Annotated in this window: 13 protein-coding genes and 2 pseudogenes; 9 read left to right on the top strand and 6 right to left on the bottom strand. The window is 72.3% G+C overall.

Annotated features, from left to right (window positions below):
* Positions 1 to 44: 44 nt before the first annotated feature.
* The 3 genes from EOINJALH_RS04610 to ccoG all read left to right on the top strand — a co-directional run bounded on the left by EOINJALH_RS04610 (position 45) and on the right by ccoG (position 3,188).
* Positions 45 to 1,271: an NnrS family protein gene (locus EOINJALH_RS04610; protein WP_088279141.1), complete on the top strand. Its 1,227-nt coding sequence runs from the start codon at positions 45 to 47 to the stop codon at positions 1,269 to 1,271.
* Between the two features lie 81 nt (positions 1,272 to 1,352).
* Complete coding sequence (locus EOINJALH_RS04605; protein WP_088279140.1) at positions 1,353 to 1,655, top strand: DUF2249 domain-containing protein; 303 nt, start codon at positions 1,353 to 1,355, stop codon at positions 1,653 to 1,655.
* Positions 1,656 to 1,718: 63 nt separating this feature from the next.
* Complete coding sequence (ccoG, locus tag EOINJALH_RS04600; protein ID WP_088279139.1) at positions 1,719 to 3,188, top strand: cytochrome c oxidase accessory protein CcoG; 1,470 nt, start codon at positions 1,719 to 1,721, stop codon at positions 3,186 to 3,188.
* 7 nt (positions 3,189 to 3,195) lie between these two features.
* On the opposite strand, the gene EOINJALH_RS04595 is transcribed toward ccoG, so the two are convergent.
* Entirely contained in the window at positions 3,196 to 5,010 is a 1,815-nt protein-coding gene (locus tag EOINJALH_RS04595) for a glycoside hydrolase family 15 protein (protein ID WP_088279138.1), read from the bottom strand.
* 40 nt (positions 5,011 to 5,050) lie between these two features.
* Between EOINJALH_RS04595 and EOINJALH_RS04590 the strand changes: the two genes are divergently transcribed.
* The gene (locus EOINJALH_RS04590) at positions 5,051 to 7,300 is read left to right on the top strand and encodes a trehalose-6-phosphate synthase (protein WP_088279137.1); all 2,250 of its coding nucleotides are present in this window, start codon (positions 5,051 to 5,053) and stop codon (positions 7,298 to 7,300) included.
* Positions 7,300 to 8,058 carry a trehalose-phosphatase gene (otsB, locus tag EOINJALH_RS04585; RefSeq protein WP_088279136.1) on the top strand — a complete coding sequence of 253 codons (759 nt, stop codon included), beginning with the start codon at positions 7,300 to 7,302 and terminating at the stop codon, positions 8,056 to 8,058. The genes EOINJALH_RS04590 and otsB overlap by 1 nt, the downstream gene beginning before the upstream one ends.
* Positions 8,059 to 8,103: 45 nt before the next feature.
* On the opposite strand, the gene EOINJALH_RS04580 is transcribed toward otsB, so the two are convergent.
* Positions 8,104 to 8,346: a hypothetical protein gene (locus tag EOINJALH_RS04580; protein ID WP_310732265.1), complete on the bottom strand. Its 243-nt coding sequence runs from the start codon at positions 8,344 to 8,346 to the stop codon at positions 8,104 to 8,106.
* Here EOINJALH_RS04580 and EOINJALH_RS04575 point away from each other — a divergent pair.
* The 4 genes and pseudogenes from EOINJALH_RS04575 to EOINJALH_RS04560 all read left to right on the top strand — a co-directional run.
* Positions 8,321 to 8,578 (top strand): annotated as a pseudogene (locus tag EOINJALH_RS04575) (SDR family NAD(P)-dependent oxidoreductase); the annotation flags it as partial. The gene EOINJALH_RS04580 and the pseudogene EOINJALH_RS04575 sit on opposite strands and share 26 nt — an antisense overlap.
* A 27-nt stretch (positions 8,579 to 8,605) precedes the next feature.
* Positions 8,606 to 9,388, top strand: a complete 783-nt coding sequence (gene badI, locus EOINJALH_RS04570; protein ID WP_088279135.1) for a 2-ketocyclohexanecarboxyl-CoA hydrolase — start codon at positions 8,606 to 8,608, stop codon at positions 9,386 to 9,388.
* Between the two features lie 54 nt (positions 9,389 to 9,442).
* Positions 9,443 to 10,217, top strand: a pseudogene (locus EOINJALH_RS04565) (acyl-CoA dehydrogenase family protein); the annotation flags it as partial.
* A gap of 397 nt (positions 10,218 to 10,614) precedes the next feature.
* Entirely contained in the window at positions 10,615 to 11,976 is a 1,362-nt protein-coding gene (locus EOINJALH_RS04560) for a sigma 54-interacting transcriptional regulator (RefSeq protein ID WP_088279134.1), read from the top strand.
* On the opposite strand, the gene EOINJALH_RS04555 is transcribed toward EOINJALH_RS04560, so the two are convergent.
* From EOINJALH_RS04555 to EOINJALH_RS31595, 4 genes are read right to left on the bottom strand one after another with little or no spacing between them, the layout of a single operon-like run.
* Complete coding sequence (locus EOINJALH_RS04555) at positions 11,924 to 12,730, bottom strand: amidohydrolase family protein (RefSeq protein WP_088279133.1); 807 nt, start codon at positions 12,728 to 12,730, stop codon at positions 11,924 to 11,926. The genes EOINJALH_RS04560 and EOINJALH_RS04555 overlap by 53 nt on opposite strands.
* 25 nt (positions 12,731 to 12,755) lie before the next feature.
* On the bottom strand, positions 12,756 to 13,874 hold the full coding sequence (locus tag EOINJALH_RS04550) for a serine protease (protein ID WP_088279132.1): 1,119 nt from the start codon (positions 13,872 to 13,874) through the stop codon (positions 12,756 to 12,758).
* A complete protein-coding gene (locus EOINJALH_RS04545) occupies positions 13,859 to 15,592 on the bottom strand; it encodes a peptidoglycan-binding protein (protein WP_088279131.1) in 1,734 nt (577 codons plus the stop codon). The genes EOINJALH_RS04550 and EOINJALH_RS04545 overlap by 16 nt, the downstream gene beginning before the upstream one ends.
* Before the next feature lie 21 nt (positions 15,593 to 15,613).
* Positions 15,614 to 16,336 (bottom strand): hypothetical protein, encoded by a 723-nt coding sequence (locus EOINJALH_RS31595; protein ID WP_158219653.1) that lies wholly within the window; start codon positions 16,334 to 16,336, stop codon positions 15,614 to 15,616.
* Positions 16,337 to 16,338 lie beyond the last annotated feature (2 nt).

Genomic DNA, 16,338 nt, shown 5'->3' with positions numbered 1-16,338 from the left:
CGATACCCGACCGGATCGCTGGCGCCACGGCCCCAGCCTGCACCATGAGCACACCGACCCCCGACTTCGTTCCCCTCCTGCAGGTGCTCTCGCCGCAGTCCACCGGCGCGGCCACGCCGCCGGCGCGCGGCTGGCCGGTGCTGCGGCTGGGTTTCCGCCCGTTCTACCTGGGGGCGGCGGTGTTCGCGGTGCTGGCGGTGCCGCTGTGGGTGGCCATGCTGCTGGGCGCGGTGCCCGCGCAGATGGCCCTGCCGCCGATGCTGTGGCATGCGCACGAGATGCTGTTCGGCTTTGCCGCCGCGGTGATCGTGGGCTTCCTGCTCACCGCCGGCAAGGCCTGGACCGGCCTGGCCACGCCGCGGGGCGCCGGGCTGGGTGCGCTGGCGCTGCTGTGGCTGGCCGCGCGCGTGGCGGGGGTGTGGGGCCCGCAGCCGCTGTTCGCGGTGCTGGACGTGGCCCTGCTGCCGCTGGTGGCCGGCCTGCTGACCACTGTGCTGCTGCGCGCCGGCAACCGCCGCAACCTGCCGCTGGCGCTGATCCTGCTGCTGCTGGGCGCGGCCAACGGCGTGTTCCACCTGGCCGCGCTGGGCCGCATCGACGTGTCGCCACTCGCGGCCCTGCATGCCGGCCTGGCGCTGATCGTGATGATCGAGTGCGTGATGGCCGGCCGCGTGGTGCCCGCGTTCACCATCAGCGCCACGCCAGGGCTGAAGCTGGCCAGCCACCCGCGCCTGGACATCGCCACCCTGGCCCTCACCGCGCTGGGCCTGGCCGGCTGGGTGCTGCTGCCCGCCGGGCCGCTGACCGCCGTGCTGCTCGCTGCCGCCGCCGCGCTGCACGCGCACCGGCTGTGGCGCTGGCAGCCGGGCGTGACCCGCGGCCGCCCGATCCTGTGGATCTTGCACCTGTCGTATGCCTGGATCCCGCTAGGCCTGGCGCTGCTGGCCTTGTCGCAGGTGGGTGTCCTCGGCGTGTCGCACGGTGTGCATGCCCTGGCCGTGGGCGCCACCGGCGGGCTGATCATCGGCATGGTCACGCGCACCGCGCGCGGCCACACCGGCCGGCCGCTGAAGGTCTCGCGCGCCGAGGTGGCCGCCTACGCGCTGGTGATGGCCGCCGCGCTGCTGCGCGCGCTGGTGCCGCTGGCCGTGCCCTCGTCCACCGTGCCGCTGATCGCCGCGGCCCTGGCCTGGAGCACCGCCTTCGGCCTGTACCTCTGGGTCTTCACCCCCTGGCTGCTGAGCACCCGGCTCGACGGCAAGGATGGCTGACCTCCGCCCGCGGCGCGCGCCGCCACACGGTTCACCCAGCGCGCCTTCCCCTTCTCCACCCCGTTCCGCAAAGGACACGCCATGACCACCGCCACCCTCGCCGAATCCGTCCTCGACCTGAGCACCGTGCCGCCGGAGCAGCGCCACGACCTCGTCTTCACGCGCCTGGCCGCGCTGGCCGTGGGCGAGACGCTGGAACTGGCCGACGAGCACGCGCACGACCCCGTGCCGCTGCTGCACCAGATCGAGCGCCGCTGCCCCGGGCAGTTCACCGTCGCGGCGCTGGAGGGCAGCAGCGCGCAATGGCGCCTGGCCATCCGCCGTGCCGCACGCGCGTCGATCGCGGCCAGTTCGTGCTGCTCGGGCGGCGCCTGCTGCGGATGACCGCCCACGTTGCGGCGCACCGTACCGCCATCCGCCGCCCGCCATGCCATTGACCCCGTCCCCGTGAGCGCGCCCAAGCACGCCACCGTCATCCCGATCCAGCCGGTGCCGGACGACCGGCGGGCGCCCGGCGCGGGCCCCGACTGGGTCTCGATGTACGAGAAGCAGCCCGAGATCTATGCGCGCGCGGTGACCGGCTGGTTCGCCGGCTGGCGCTGGGTGGCCGTGTGGTTGACGCAGTTGCTGTTCTACGGCCTGCCCTGGGTGCAGTGGGGCGGTCGCCAGGCGGTGCTGTTCGACCTCGACGCGCAGCGCTTCTACATCCTCGGGCTGGTGCTGTACCCGCAGGACCTGGTCTTCCTGGCGGCGCTGCTGGTGCTGTCGGCGATGGCGCTGTTCTTCTTCACCGCGGTGGCCGGCCGGCTGTGGTGCGGCTACACCTGCCCGCAGACGGTCTACACCGAGATCTTCATGTGGGTGGAGCGGCACATCGAAGGCGACCGCATCGCCCGCATGCGGCTCGACCAGTCGCCGTGGGGCGCGGGCAAGATCGCGCGCAAGACCGCCAAGCATGGGGCGTGGCTGGCCATCGGGCTGTTCACCGGCTTCAGCTTCGTCGGCTACTTCACGCCGATCCGCGAGCTGACGCAGGCCGTGGCCACCTTCAGCGTCACCCCCTGGAACCTGTTCTGGGTGCTGTTCTACGGCCTGGCCACCTATGGCAACGCTGGCTGGCTGCGCGAGCAGATGTGCAAGTACATGTGCCCCTACGCCCGCTTCCAGAGCGCGCTGATCGACAAGGACTCGCTGATCATCACCTACGACGCGGGCCGCGGCGACCCGCGCGGCTCGCGCTCGCGCAAGACCAGCGCCGCCGCGCAGGGCCTGGGCGACTGCATCGACTGCACGCTGTGCGTCCAGGTGTGCCCCACCGGCATCGACATCCGCGACGGCCTGCAGAACGAGTGCATCGGCTGCGCCGCCTGCATCGACGTGTGCAACGGCGTGATGGACAAGATGGGCTACCCCCAAGGCCTGATCCGCTACTCCACCGAGAACGCCGTGGTCGGCGGCTGGTCCAGGCTGCAGATGGTGCGGCGCGTGCTCCGGCCGCGGGTGCTCATCTACGGCGGCGTGCTGCTGTCGGCGAGCATCGCCTTCGGCGCCAGCGTGGCGCTGCGCAGCCCCTTCCAGTTCGACGTCATCAAGGACCGCGGCACGATGGCCCGCCTCATCGACGAGGGCCAGGTCGAGAACGTCTACCGCCTGCAGCTGATGAACCGCAGCGAGGCGGCGCAGACCTTCCGCGTGACCGCCAGCGGCCTGCCCGGGCTGGTGCTGGACGCGCCCGAACTCACCGTGCCGTCCACCGGCATCCAGTCGGTGGTGGTGCAGCTGCGCCTTCCGGCGGCGGCGGCGCAGTCGCTGCGCGGCCAGTCGGTGCCGATCGAGTTCGCGGTGACGATGCAGCACGACGGCCTGGCCGCGACACGGGTGCAGCGCGAGCGTTCCACCTTCTTCGTGCCGCGCTGAACGAGCCTCACACCACCGTGTCCCAGGCCCGCGACAGGCGCACCGCGCCGTTGACGATGCCCACCATCGAGTAGGTCTGCGGGAAGTTGCCCCACAGCTCGCCGGTGGCCGGGGCGATGTCCTCGGACAGCAGGCCCAGCGGGTTGCGGCAGGCCAGCAGGGCCTCGAAATGGTCGCGCGCCTCGTCGACGCGGCCGATGCGGGCCAGCGCGTCGATGCGCCAGAAGGCGCAGACGTTGAACGCCGTCTCCGGCGGGCCGAAGTCGTCCGGCGCTTCGTAGCGGCGCATGTGCGGGCCGTCGCACAGGTGGTGCTCCAGCGCCTGCACCGTCGACAGGAAACGCGGGTCGCGCGGCTCGATGAAGCCCACCTCGGCCATCAGCAGCACGCTGGCGTCGAGGTCGCGGCCGCCGAAGCTCTCGGCGAACACGCCGCGCTCGGCGCACCATGCCCGCTGCAGCACCGTGTCGCGGATGTGCGCCGCGCGAGAGGTCCACAGCGCATGGCGCGGGCCCAGGCCCAGCGCCAGCGCCACCTTGGCCAGCCGGTCGCAGGCGGCCCAGCACATGATCGACGACGAGGTGTGCACCCGGGCGCGGGTGCGCAGCTCCCACATGCCGGCATCGGGCTGGTCGTGCAGGGCCCAGGCGCGCTCGCCCATGCCCTCGAGCACCGCGAAGTCGGCCGCGTCGGCGCGGTGGAACAGCCGGTGGTCGTGGAAGGCCTGGGCCGCGCCGAGCACGATGTTGCCGTACACGTCGTGCTGGCTGTGCTCGCTGGCCTGGTTGCCCACGCGCACCGGGCCCATGCCGCGGTAGCCCGACAGTTGCGGCAGCGTGCGTTCGGGCAGGTCGGCCTCCAGGCCGATGCCGTACAGCGGCTGCACGATGCCGCCGCCGGCACTGGCGCGGCGCACCACGTCGCGCAGCCAGCGCAGGTAGTCCTCCATCGTGCCCACCTCCGACAGGCTGTTCAATGCCCGTACCACGAAGAAGGCGTCGCGCAGCCAGCAGTAGCGGTAGTCCCAGTTGCGCTGGCTGCCGGGGGCCTCGGGGATGCTGGTGGTCATCGCCGCGACGATGGCGCCGGTCTCCTCGAACTGGCACAGCTTGAGCGTGATGGCCGCGCGGATCACCGCGTCCTGCCATTCGAGCGGCAGCGCCAGACGCTGCGTCCAGTGGCGCCAGTGTGCGGCGGTGTGCTCCTCGAACTGGCGCGCGGTGGCCTCGATGGCGCCGTCCAGTGTCTCGTCGGGGCCCAGCAGCAGCGCGGCGGGGCCGGCCAGCGTGAACCAGGTGCCGTCCACCACGTAGGTGAGCGGCAGGTCGGTGTTCAGGCGCAGGGTCAGCTCGGGCAGCACGAAGCGCAGGTGGTTGCTGCCGCGGGTGAGCGCCGGTGGCTCGGCGCCCCAGCGACCGACCGGCCGCACCGTCACGCGCACGCGCGGGTGGCCCGCCAGCGGGCGCAGGCGGCGCACCAGCTGTGCCGGGCGGAACATGCGCTCGTGGTGACGGAAGCGCGGCGCGAAGTCGCACACCTCCACCGCATTGCCGGCGTCGTCGAACAGCCGCGTGCGCAGGATGGCCGTGCCGGGGTCGTAGGCCTGTTCGCTGCCGATGCAGCCTTCGAGCTCGATCGTCATCGTGCCCTCGTCGGGGTCGGGCCCGTCGTGCAGCAAGGCGTGGAACACCGGCGCGCTGTCGAAACGTGGCATGCAGCACCAAACGACGCGCGCCCGCGCGTCCACCAGGGCGCTGATCGCGCAGTTGCCGATCAGGCCGAGGTCGAGCGAGGCGGGGGTGGTGACATTTCGAGAGGACATCGGTGAACTCCTGAGCGTCGCCGGGCTCTACAGTGACACGATGGCGATGAACACGATACGCCTGCAGTTGCGATTTTTGTTGCCGCTGGTGGTCGTGTTGATCGCAGCGGCCTACCTTGCCCTGCCGTTGATGGATCGCCTGACGCTGCGTTGGTTCGCACGCGATCTCGATCTGCGCGGCAACCTGGTGGCCACCGCGCTGTCCGATGCGGTGGCCGATGCGCTGAACGAATCCAAGGGCGATCGCCTGCAGGCCCTGATCGACCGCAGCGCGCAGGACGAGCGCCTGCTGGCCATCGGCGTGTGTTCACTCGAAGGCCAGCTGCTGCGCCACAGCCGCAGCTACCCGTCCGACCTGGATTGCGTGCATGCGCGCACGGCCGCGCTGCAGACCGCGCCGCAGCTGCGCCTGGCGGGCGGCGCGGTGCACCTGAGCATGCACCCGGTGCTGGCCGACAGCGAGCCGGTGGCGCAGATGGTGCTGCTGCACGACCTGAGCTTCGTCGAGCGCCGCAGCCAGGACACGCAGCGCTACCTGATCGTCTTCATCGTGGCCCTGGGCGGCACGATCGCGCTGATCACCGTGGTGGTGGCGCAGCTGAGCTGGCGTGGCTGGGTCAACGGGGCGCGTGCGCTGCTGCGCGGCGAAGGCTTGATCCGCCCGCCCGGGGCCAGCGCGCGCGAACTGGCCCCGGTGGCGGCCGACCTGCGCGCGCGGCTGCGCGACCTGGACGACGCCTACCGCCGCACCCTGGGCCCGCTGACCGAATGGGACCCCGAGCGCCTGCGCGCGCTGCTGCGATCGCAGTTGCGCGGCGACCAGGTGATCGTGGTGTCCAACCGCGAGCCCTACATCCACGGGCGCGGCGCCACGGGCATCGAGGTGCAGCGCCCGGCCAGCGGCCTGATCACCGCGGTGGAGCCGGTGATGCGCGCCTGCTCGGGCACCTGGATCGCGCACGGCAGCGGCAGTGCCGACGCCGAGGTGGTCGACCGCGACGACCGCGTGCGCGTGCCGCCCGGCAGCGAAGAGTACACGCTGCGCCGGCTGTGGCTGACACCGGCCGAAGAGAAGGGCTACTACTACGGCTTTGCCAACGAGGGCCTGTGGCCGCTGTGCCATGTGGCGCACGTGCGGCCGGTGTTCCGCGAGGCCGACTGGAAGCACTACCGCGCCGTCAACCAGCGCTTCGCCGACGCGGTGGTGCGCGAGGCCCGCAGCGACGACCCGGTGGTGCTGGTGCAGGACTACCACTTCGCGCTGCTGCCGGCGATGATCCGCGCGCGCTTGCCGCGCGCCACCATCATCACGTTCTGGCACATCCCCTGGCCCAACCCCGAATCCTTCGGCATCTGCCCCTGGCGCCGCGAGATCCTGCAGGGCATGCTGGGCAGCACCATCCTCGGCTTCCACACGCGCTACCACTGCAAGAACTTCATCGAGACGGTGGACCGCCACCTCGAGGCGCGCATCGAGCACGAGAACTCCACCATCTCGTACCACGGCGCGCGCACGCTGGTGGAGAGCTACCCCATCTCGATCGAATGGCCCGACGAGGCCACGCGGGCCTCGTGGGCGCCGGTGGAGGTGTGCCGCCAGCGCGTGCTCGAGCGCCTGAACCTGCCGGCCGACCACCGGCTGGCGGTGGGTGTCGACCGCTTCGACTACACCAAGGGCATCCTCGAGCGGCTGCAGGCGGTGGAACTGCTGCTCGAGAAGCACCCGCGCTGGATCGGCCGCTTCGGCTTCGTGCAGATCGCCGCGCCCTCGCGCAGCGAACTGCCCGAGTACAGCGCCTTCCAGGCCCGCATCCACGAGGTGGCGCAGCGCATCAACCAGCGCTTCGGCCATGCGCTGTACAAGCCGGTGCACCTGCTGGCCCGACACCACGGCCACGATGCGTTGAACGAGTTGTACCGCGCCGCCGACGTCTGCTTGGTGACCAGCCTGCACGACGGCATGAACCTGGTGTGCAAGGAGTTCGTGGCCGCGCGCGACGACGAGCAGGGCGTGCTCATCCTCAGCCGCTTCGCCGGTGCCGCGGCCGAGATGCGCGAGGCGCTGATCGTCAACCCCTACCACCTGGACGAGACCGCCGACGCGCTGCACCAGGCGCTCACCATGCCGGTGGCCGAGCAGCGCGAGCGCATGGCCAGCCTGCGCAGCACGGTGCGCGAGTTCAACGTCTACCGCTGGGCCGGCCGCATGCTGGCCGATGCCGGGCGCTGGCGCCTGCGCGAGCGCATCGACGCGCGGGTGCTGGAGCACAGCGGCCACGAGGCCCCGTGATGACAGCCTGGTTCCGCCCCGACAGCCCCGAGGGCCGGGCCGCGCTGGCGGCGGTGCTGGCCGGCGCGCCGATCCTTGGCTTCGACTTCGACGGCACGCTGGCGCCGATCGTCGACCACCCCGCGGACGCGCGCGTGCCGCCCGCGCTGGCGCATCGCCTGGCGCTGCTGGCCCGGCGCTGGCCGGTGGCGGTGCTCACCGGCCGCAGCCTGCCCGACGTGGCCTCGCGCCTGGGCTTCGTGCCGCAGCACCTGGTGGGGCACCATGGCGCGCAGGAGGCCGGACAGGCCTTGCACGCCATCGACGCGTCCGCCGTGGCGGCGCTGTTGCACCGCCTGCAGCGCCACGCGGTGCCGCTGGCCGCGGCCGGTGTCGAGCTCGAGGACAAGGGCCTGTCGCTGGCGCTGCATTACCGGCGCGCGCCCGACGTGGCCCTGGCGCTGGACTGCATCGACACCCTGCTGGCCACGCTCGACCCGTCGCTGCGCCGTTTCGGCGGCCACAGCGTGGTCAACATCGCGCCCGCGCAGGCCCCCGACAAGGGCGAGGCGATGTGGTCAGTGGTGCGGCGCTTCGGCGCCACGTCGGCGGTCTACGTCGGCGACGACGTCAACGACGAGCCCGTGTTCGAGCGCGCCGCGCCGCACTGGCTGACGCTGCGCATCGGCGACGACAAGGTGCCGTCGCGCGCGCGCCATCGGCTGGCGTCGCAGGCCGAGGTGCCGGCGCTGGTCGACGCGATGCTGGCGCTGGGCTGAGGCCTGGCCTGCCGGACGGTGATGTCCGTCCGGCGCGAACGGGCCTCAGGGCTCGGCGTCCTCGCTGTCGCCAGCGTCGTCGGGCAGTTGCCATTCGGCATCCAGCCGCTGAATGTTGTCGAGGATCTTCAGCAGGTAGTGCAGCGTGTGGGTGACGTCGTTGACCGAGAAGTCCTCGAGGATCTGCCCGTAGTAGGCGCGGATCTTGGGCTGCGCCAGCACCTGCCAGACATGGCGGCCCGACTCGGGCATCGTCACCACGCGCGAGCATGCGCGCCACGGCATCATCGTCAACGTGGTCTGCCCCGGCCCCATCGACACGGCGCTGTTCGCCGACTACAAAGAGGGCGCCGGCAACCCCGAGAAGCTGATGGAGGCCTTCACCCGCGCGATCCCACTGGGCCGCATCGGCCAGCCGCAGGACCTGCCGGGCGCGGTGCTGTTCTTCGCCAGCGAGGATGCGGCCTACGGCACCGGGCAAGTCCTGAGCGTGTCCGTCGGCCTCATGATGACTGGTTGATCCAACCCCTACCTCAGGAGACACCCCATGAACTTCGAAGACATCCTGTACGAGATCCGCAACGGCGTGGCCTGGATCACGATCAACCGCCCGGACAAGATGAACGCCTTCCGCGGCACCACCTGCGACGAGCTGATCAAGGCCCTGAACATGGCGGGCTACGACCGCAGCATCGGCTGCATCGTGCTGGCCGGCGCGGGTGATCGCGCGTTCTGCACCGGCGGCGACCAGTCGGCGCACGATGGCAACTACGACGGCCGCGGCACCATCGGCCTGCCGATGGAAGAGCTGCACACCGCCATCCGCGACGTGCCCAAGCCGGTGATCGCGCGGGTGCAGGGCTTTGCCATCGGTGGCGGCAACGTGCTGTGCACGATCTGCGACCTGACGATCTGCTCCGACAAGGCCATCTTCGGCCAGGTCGGCCCGAAGATGGGCTCGGTCGACCCCGGCTACGGCACCGCCTTCCTGGCCCGCGTGGTGGGCGAGAAGAAGGCGCGCGAGATCTGGTACCTCAACAAGCGCTACTCGGGGGCCGAAGCGGTGGCCATGGGCCTGGCCAACGTGTGCGTGCCGCACGAGCAGCTGGATGCCACCGTGCAGGAGTGGGCCGAGACCATCTGCGAGCGCAGCCCGACCGCGATCGCCATCGCCAAGCGCAGCTTCAACATGGACACCGCGCACCAGGCCGGCATCGCCGGCATGGGCATGTATGCGCTGAAGCTGTACTACGACACCGACGAGTCGCGCGAAGGCGTCAAGGCGCTGAAGGAAAAGCGCAAGCCCGACTTCAAGAAATACGCCAAGTGAGCGCCCGGTCCGGGCCAGCCCTGAGGGCCGACCCAGCCGTCCCGGCCGACCCCGCGCCGCTTTGCCACGGACCGCGTGGCACCGGGCTTCCTGGCGCGCGACAAGAGCCGTGAGCTCGACCGCGCGCTGCTGCGCGAGATGGGCGAGCTCGGCTTCATTGGCCCCGAGTTGCCCGAGCGGTTCGGCGGCCAGGGCATGGGCTGCCTGGCCGCCGGCGTCATCCACGAGGAGATTGCCCGCGCCGACCTGAGCTTCTCGTACCTCAACCTGCTGGCCTCGTTGAACGGCCAGATCCTGTCGCAGCACGGGCAGCCCGAGGTCGTCGGCCCGTGGCTGAAGAAGCTCACCCGCGGCGAGGCCATCTGCGCCATCGCGCTGACCGAGCCTCGCGGTGGCTCGGACGCGGCCAACCTGCGCCTGCGCATCGAGCGAGTTTGCGGCGATCGCGGCGACCACTGGGTCATCAACGGCGAGAAGACCTCGATCTCGGCGGCCGACCGGGCCGACATCACCGTGGTGTTCGGCCGAACCGGCCCTGTGGAGTCGGGCGCGCACGGCGTGACCGCGGTGCTGGTGCCGATGGACACGCCAGGCCTTCGGCCAGCCGCACACCGCCGAGGCGGGCATGGCCAAGTGGTGGGGCCCGAAGCTGGCCTACGACGTGATCCACCAGTGCCTGCTGTGCTTCGGCCACGGGGGCTACGACCGCGGCCCGATGGAGCAGCGCCTGCGCGACGTGCTGGGCATCCAGATCGGCGACGGCACGGCGCAGATCATGAAGACCATCATCGCCCGCGTGCGCGCCGGTCGAAAGAACGTGCCAGCCTAGCGGTCAAAAGAGGCGTCCTACCGGGCGCCTGTCGAATCATCGCCGATGCACCGTGCCGGTCCCACCTGCCCGCTGTCGGCAGGCCCGAGGCCGGCCTGTTCGCGGCCGTGTCAGGGCGGGTGGAGCGTCACTGCGCGGACACGCCGCGGTGCCTGCGGCCCCGATGCACCAACCCTGTCGGCATGCGGGCCTTGTCGATCAACTGTTACGCGCGCCCGCCTAAGCTTAGGGGCTGCGCCCGGCGCCTGGTCCGCCTACGCTGCGTCGTCCGTTGGCGCTCGCCGCCAATGTGGCGTGGCCTGACGTAAGGGGGTGCGGTATGGATCGAGCGCGGCAGTGCATCGGCAGGGCGTGTCTGGCCCGGACATGACCGCCGCGCCCTGGCGTCCTGCTCACCATGTCGATCTCGACCTGGCTCCGCTTCGTGGGGCCTGTCTCCCCGGCGCAGCGGTCCCAGATCGCCGCGCTGGTGCGCGACGCGGGGGTCGATGGCCTGGATGATCCCCCGGCCCCCTCGGGTCTGGGCATCGCCGTGCTGGCACGGGCCGACGCGCAGAGCCTGGACGAGGTCCGCGCGCTGTCGCGCCACGCCACGGTGCTGGCGATCTGCCTGGCGCCCGAGCCGATGGCACCGGCGGCGATGTGGGCCGTGCTCGATGCGGGTGCCGCCGACCTGCTGCGCTGGCCCACGCTGCCGCAGGGCGCCCACGAGGTGACCTGCCGCCTGCAGCGCTGGCACACCGTGGCCACGCTGGCAGACTCGACGCCGGTGCGCGAGGCCGTGGCGGGCCACAGCCCGGCCTGGCGCGCGCTGCTGCGCAACGTGGTCGAGCTGGCGCACTTCACCGAGGGGCCGGTGCTCATCACCGGCGAAACCGGCACCGGCAAGGAGCAGGTGGCGCGGCTGGTCCATGCGCTCGACGCGCGCGCCGGCCTCGGCGAGTTCGTGATCCTGGACTGCACCACGGTGTCGCCCGAGCTGTCGGGCAGCGAGTTCTTCGGCCACGAGCGCGGCGCCTTCACCGGCGCCACCGGCCCGCGCGACGGCGCCTTTGCGCTGGCCCATCGGGGCACGCTGTTCCTCGACGAGGTGGGCGAGCTGAGCCTGCCGCTGCAGGCCCAGCTGCTGCGCGTGGTGCAAGAGCGCCAGTACAAGCGCCTGGGCAGCAATGCCTGGCAGCGCAGCGAGTTTCGCCTGGTGTGCGCCACGCACCGCGACCTCGAGGCTGCGGTGGCCGCGGGCCAGTTCCGCGCCGACCTGTACCACCGCATCGCGGCCCTGCGCTGCACGCTGCCGCCGCTGCGCGAGCGGCGCGACGACATCCTGCCGCTGGCGCGCTTCTTCCTGGCCCAGCTCGACGCGCGGGCCGAGGGCCTGGCGATGGACGACGCGGTGCGCGACTACCTGCTGTCGCGCCCCTACCCTGGCAATGTGCGAGAGCTGCGCCAGACCGTGGCCCGGCTGTGGCACCGCCACGGCGGCGGCGGCGTGCTCACCGTGGGCAACGTGCCGCCGCACGAGCGGCCGACGGGTGCGATCGACAGTCCGGCCTGGCCCGACCCGGGCTTTGCGGGGGCGATCCGCCGTGCCGTCGAACTGGGCATCGCCTTGAAGGAGATCGGCGACACGGCGGCCCAGCTCGCCAAGGAGGCTGCCTTCGAGCTGGAGGACCAGGATCCGCAGCGCGCCGCCCGGCGCCTGGGCGTCACGCCACGCACGATGCAGTACTGGCTCGCCGAGCGCCGCGTGTCGCACTGAGCCGGGCGCCTGGCGCCGCCTTGCGATGGCGGTGGATCAGCCGCAGCAGGTTGCCGCCCAGCACCAGCGCCTCGTCGTCCGGCGACAGGCCCAGCAGCCGCACCTTGGCCAGTTCCACCGCCGGATGCAGCCAGGGGCCGTCCGAGCCGAACAGCAGCTTGGCCGCCCCGGCGCGCTGCACCGCCTGCTGAAGCAGGTCGAAGCGGCGCACGCCGGCGGTGTCGGCATGGATGTTGGGGTGGCGCACCAGGTGGTCGATCACCGCCAGCTGCGCCGCCCAGTCGTCGGCAAAGCTGCCCAGGTGCGGGATGATGAAGTCGACGTCGGGGTACTGCTGCGCCAGCAGCTCGCACACCGACGCCTCGCCGGCGATGTCGTACAGCACCGGCAGGCCGAAGGCGCGCGCCGCCTCGCACACCTCGCGCGTGATGCGGGCGTCGTGCCGGTGCACCTTCAGGCCGACGAAACCGTGCACCTGCACCGCCTCGCGCACCATCGCGTGGATGCGGCCACGGTCGCGCGCCGCGTGCACGAAGGCGAAGCCGAGCAGCCGGTCCGGCCGCGCCGCGACCAGCCGGGCCACCTCGCGGTTGGCCACGGCGTAGTCGGAGTGGAAGGCGGCGAAGACCACGCTGCGCGCGATGCCGGCCTGCGCGCAGCGCCGCAGATAGCCGCCAATGGGCGCGTCCGTGTCCCAGGGCCCGGTGAGGCCGTCGCCGGGGCCGGCGTGGCAGTGGCAGTCGATGAGGGTCATGGGGCTGGCGTCGGCATCGGCCGGGTCAGCGCAACCAGGACTGGATGTCGCGCTTGACCGACGGCGTGATCAGCGTGGCGATGCTGCCGACGAAAGGGTTGTCCTTCGAACTGGTCGCGTCGCAGCCATGCACGATGCCGATCAGGTCGCGCGCCGACTGCCAGCGCAGCCACACCGGGCCGCCGCTCATGCCGGGCGCGGCGGCGCTGTCGAGGTCGAGCGTGCCGAAGCTCGCGCCGACGGTGCCCGACGCGGCGATGCGATCGAAGCCGACCCAGGGCACCGAACCCAGGTCGGCGGTGGGGCAGGCGGCGTGCTCGGCGCGGGTGATGTCCCGGCCCTGGGCCACATCGCGGCACTTGTCCTGTGGATAGCCGACCGCATTCACCTTCACGCCCTTCAGGCTGCCGGTCGCGCGGCCGTTCATCCTCGTCAGGCCGCCGTGCGCTGGGTGGCCCCAGTGTCCGAGCGCCGCGCCACCGAGCGACGCGAAGCGCCGTGCGCCGATCGCATCGGCCAGGCGGATCACCGCGTAGTCGAAGTCTTTCGGTTCGGAGCCGCTGGCCCGCGAGGCCAGGCGGAACACGCGCGCGCAGCGAAAGTTGGCGCCGTGCGTCCAACCGAAGGGCATCGTGTCGGCGGCCGCACCACCGGCCTTGCGACCGCGGCCGTCGAGCCCGGGGATCACGGCGACGGCCGTGGCGTCCAGCGTGCGCCTGAACCGGCCGGAGGCGTCGAACTGCGCCTGGACCAGCACATGCGCGGCCGTCAGCACGTGGCGCTCGCCGATGAGCAGTCCGCTGCCGAAGGCCATGTGCAGCGCGCCATCGTCGGGGTCGCGCACCACCACCTGCAGCTTGCACAGCCAGCGGTACGGCCGCTCGCGCATCTGGCCCAGCGGCTGGCGCTGGTCGTCATCGATGTGGCAGGCCACGGTGGCCTCGTAGGCGCTCTTGCCGATGCGTGTCTCGTCGATCCGCACCGCCCCGGGCACCATGCCCGGGAAGACCGTGGCCGGGTCCTCGAGGGCGATCCATGCATCGGCGGCGGCGGGGGCGGGCACGGGCGCGACTTCGCGCTGGCGCGCCGGGCGCCACGGCGCCGTGGATTCGGGCGTGGACGGGGACATCATGGCCGCGGACATGTCGCACGCTCCAGTCCGGGGCCGAAGGGCGGCAGGAACATCAGCCCGTACTTGCCGCCCGCGCCGACGTAGGTTCGGCCGTGCGGGCCGCCCCACACAGGGCTGAATTGCCGCGTGGCGTCGTCGCCGCTCAGGTACTGGGCGTTGTGCCGGTGACGGCTGATCTGGCGCATGTACGCATGCAGGCCGACGCCGGACGCGCCGCTCCTGGCGATCGTCTTCTCCGCCACCGACCACAGGTTGTCGCCGTAGCGCGGCCGGTACCAGACACCCTGCGTGCACGAGGCGTCACCGATCGCCGCCACACAAGTGCCTGACTTGGGGCGCGGGCCACCCGGCGCGGGGCCACAGTTCAGGAGTGCGCCCGCGGGTGCCGCGCCGAGCCCGTCCTCGAACTCGAACTCGGCCGAGTCGGCAAACTCATCGACCGCCTCGTCGGCCACCTCGTGGTCGCGATACCAGGCCGTGCGCCGGTTGGCGCCGTCCTCGTTGAGTTCCATGTGCACGTGGTCGGTGTGCGGCGAGGGACCGGTGTAGGGCGCCACGCGCGGTGTGCGGCTGCCGCTCCAGCGCACGCGGTTCCAGATCACGTACTGCACGCCGAGGGCCGAGGCGTTGGTCACCAGCCAGTTGGCGATCGGGTCGCCGACGGCGGCGTTCGCCCGGCCGCCCACCATGGGGATCATGATGTCCAGCGCCCGGCCGGTGCCATGCACCGAGGTCTCGGACGGGGTGGCGCTGTTGGCGCGGCAGTCGTAGCCGTAGATGCCCGAGATGCCCGCGAAGTTCGCCTGGAGGTAGGCCTTCAGCGTGGCGGCGCCATCGGTGAAGGTGCCGGTGCAGTTGCCGGGTAGGCCGGCCCAGGCCGGCGGATTGTCGTAGCGCACGGTCTGCGCGTCGCCCGCGGCGCGCACGCTGGGCGGCAGCACCCACACCCCGGTCGCCGAGCCGGCACCAGGCGTGCTCGGCGTGCTCGGCCCACTTGGCGCGGTGCCGAGCAGCGCGCCCCAGGTCAAGGGGCCGACGATGCCGTCGGCGCCCAGACCGCGGGCGCGCTGGAACGAACGCACGGCCGCGGCGGTCTGCGAACCGAAGATGCCGTCGGCGACGCCTGGGCTGAAGCCCGCCGCAGCCAGCCGGCGCTGCAGGTCGGCCACCGAGGTGCCGCGCGATCCCTGCCGCAGCGTCGGCCGGCCGGCCGACGATTCGAACTGCATCGCCTCGAACTCGAAGCCCTCGGCCGACTCGGGCGGTGCGGCGTCGCCCCCGGCGTTGCCTGCCGTGTTGCCACCCGACGGCGCGTCGCCGCGCCGCGCGTCGCGCAGCGCCTGCTCCACCTCCGGGCCGGCGATGCCGTCCACCGGCAGGCCCTTGGTCGACTGGAAGCGCCGCAGCGCCGCGCGGGTGGCCGTGCCCATCACGCCGTCGATCGGCAGTGCGGCGCCCTCGACCCGGTTCAGGCTGGCCTGCACCCAGCGGACGAACTCGGTGCCGTGAGCCGGGCAGACGCAGGGCGGTGCAGCGAAGACGCTCGGCAGGGCCCCGCCGCCGAAGGGCGGCAATGCAGGCCTGCCGAAGGGCGGCCGCGACGCCTGTCCCCCGAATGGCGGCCGTGCGCCAGAGGGCGGCGCGGCGCGCCCACGCTCGTCCTCCCAGCTCAGTTCATCGGCTTCCGCCGCATAGGCGAAGGGGACGGATTCGAACTCGGTGCGGTCCATGGTGTCGCTCCCGGCGGTGCGTCACGCACCCTCGACGACGATCTGCCCGCCGCGCCGCGTCCAGCGGCCGCCCTGGGCGGCGCCGCGCCGGTCGGTCGGGGCTTCCTGCTGCCACGCCGGCGCCATGCCCGGCAGGTGCTGGCGTGTGGCGGCCTGCAAGGCGGCGCGCACGGCGGCCAGCGGATCGGCCCCCGGCGCCGCCGCTGCGGCCCGCCGGGCCGCGCTGCCGGCGATGCGGACGAAGCGCCGGGCCGATTCGAACTCCATGTCCTCGGCCTCGAGGGCGCCGAACTCGGCCTCCAGCGCATTGGCCACGGTGGAGCCCAGCGCGGTGCCGATCGCCGTGCCCACGCCCGGGATCGGGATCAGCGAGCCCAGTGCGCCGCCGACGAAGGGCAGCGCCTGCTTGGCCAGGCCCTTCAGCGCGCCGCCCAGCGGCTTCGCGATGCGGCCGACCGCCGAGCCCACCTTGCGCAGGCCCTTCCAGGCGCCCTTGAACAGCTTGCCCAGGAACTGGTCGAGCTCGTCCTCGCTGGCGACGGACAGCAGTTCCATCGCCAGCTCGTGCTCTTCGGCCTCGCTGAAGGGCAGGCCGCCGGGGCTGGCGTCGCCCGTGGGCGCTTCGAACTCGGCTTCGAGCGCGCGCGAGTCGCGGTAGACCGAGGCCGGGAAGGCCAGCGATTCGAACTCGCTGGCCCCGCCCCCCGTGCGGCAGTGCGCGCACCGGCAGGACATCGTGTGCATGG

The organism is Ideonella sp. A 288 (assembly GCF_002198735.1).
In the GTDB taxonomy this organism is placed as follows: Bacteria; Pseudomonadota; Gammaproteobacteria; order Burkholderiales; family Burkholderiaceae_C; genus Pseudaquabacterium.
The sequence above is the reverse complement of the archived record's forward strand: the minus strand, read 5'-3'. Positions and strand labels throughout refer to the sequence as shown.